Source organism: Planomonospora algeriensis (genome assembly GCF_977012225.1).
Genome location: NZ_CDRNDK010000955.1, coordinates 1 through 908, shown reverse-complemented (window position 1 = coordinate 908; position 908 = coordinate 1). Strand labels below are relative to the sequence as shown.

General features: G+C 76.7%; 1 protein-coding gene. It reads right to left on the bottom strand.

The annotated features are described in order from the left end of the window. Positions 1 to 908 (bottom strand): polyprenol phosphomannose-dependent alpha 1,6 mannosyltransferase MptB (gene mptB, locus ACWJ6R_RS37150; protein WP_449066673.1); only part of this gene is annotated, 908 nt, incomplete at both ends.

Below are 908 nucleotides of genomic sequence, written 5' to 3'. Positions count from 1 at the left end.
CCTCCCGGCGGACCGCGCCGGCCGGACCGCGCGGCGCGGCCCGGAACAGCAGCCAGGCCAGGGCCGCCAGCAGCAGCACGGACCCGGCCTGGATCCAGGCCGCGTACGCGCCCGGTCCGAACAGCGACTGGAGGGCGAGCTTCACCGGCTGCCACGGGGTGCCGAGGGAGACCTTCCGGCTGGCCGCGCTCACCTGGTCGAGCACGTGCGGCCCGGCGATCCCGTAGACCGCCGCCACCGTGGCCGTCGCCGTACCGGCGACCAGGGCGAGCCTGCCGGGCCGGCGGCGCAGTTCCCAGGCGGGTCCGAGCGCGACCAGCCCGGCGTTGAGCTTGACCCCGATCCCCAGCCCCAGCAGCATCCCCGAGGTCACGCCCCCGGCCGCGCCCCGTACGGACGAGAAGGCGCACAGGGCGGCGACCATGCAGGCCACGGCCATGGTGTCGACGTGCATCCCGGCGGACAGGTGGTAGATCATCAGCGGGTTGGCGATCCAGAGCAGCGCCGCCCGCCGCTGGAGGTCCGCGTCGGCGGCGGTCAGGCGGTGCAGCAGCAGCCCGGTCCCGGCGAAGGCCGCGGCGTTGAACAGCGCCATCCCGAAGACGGTCAGCCGGACCGAGTCGCCCCCGGCCAGGCTCGCCAGCGCCTGCACGGCCGTCGCGACCGGGCCGTAGACGCTCGTCACCCCGGCCCATTCCTCGACGGCCCCGGCGACCGGGTCACCGGGGAACGCGGCGGGCACGACGGCGTACGGATCGTGGCCGAGCGCGGCCAGTCGCCCGTAGGCGGCGTAGTTCAGATGGTCGGCCGAGCCCGACGGCGGCAGGAAGGCCAGCAGTGCGGCGACGGCGGACCCGGCCCCGAGCAGCAGCCGCGGATCCGGCCGCCACCGCGACCGCAGGGCCGCG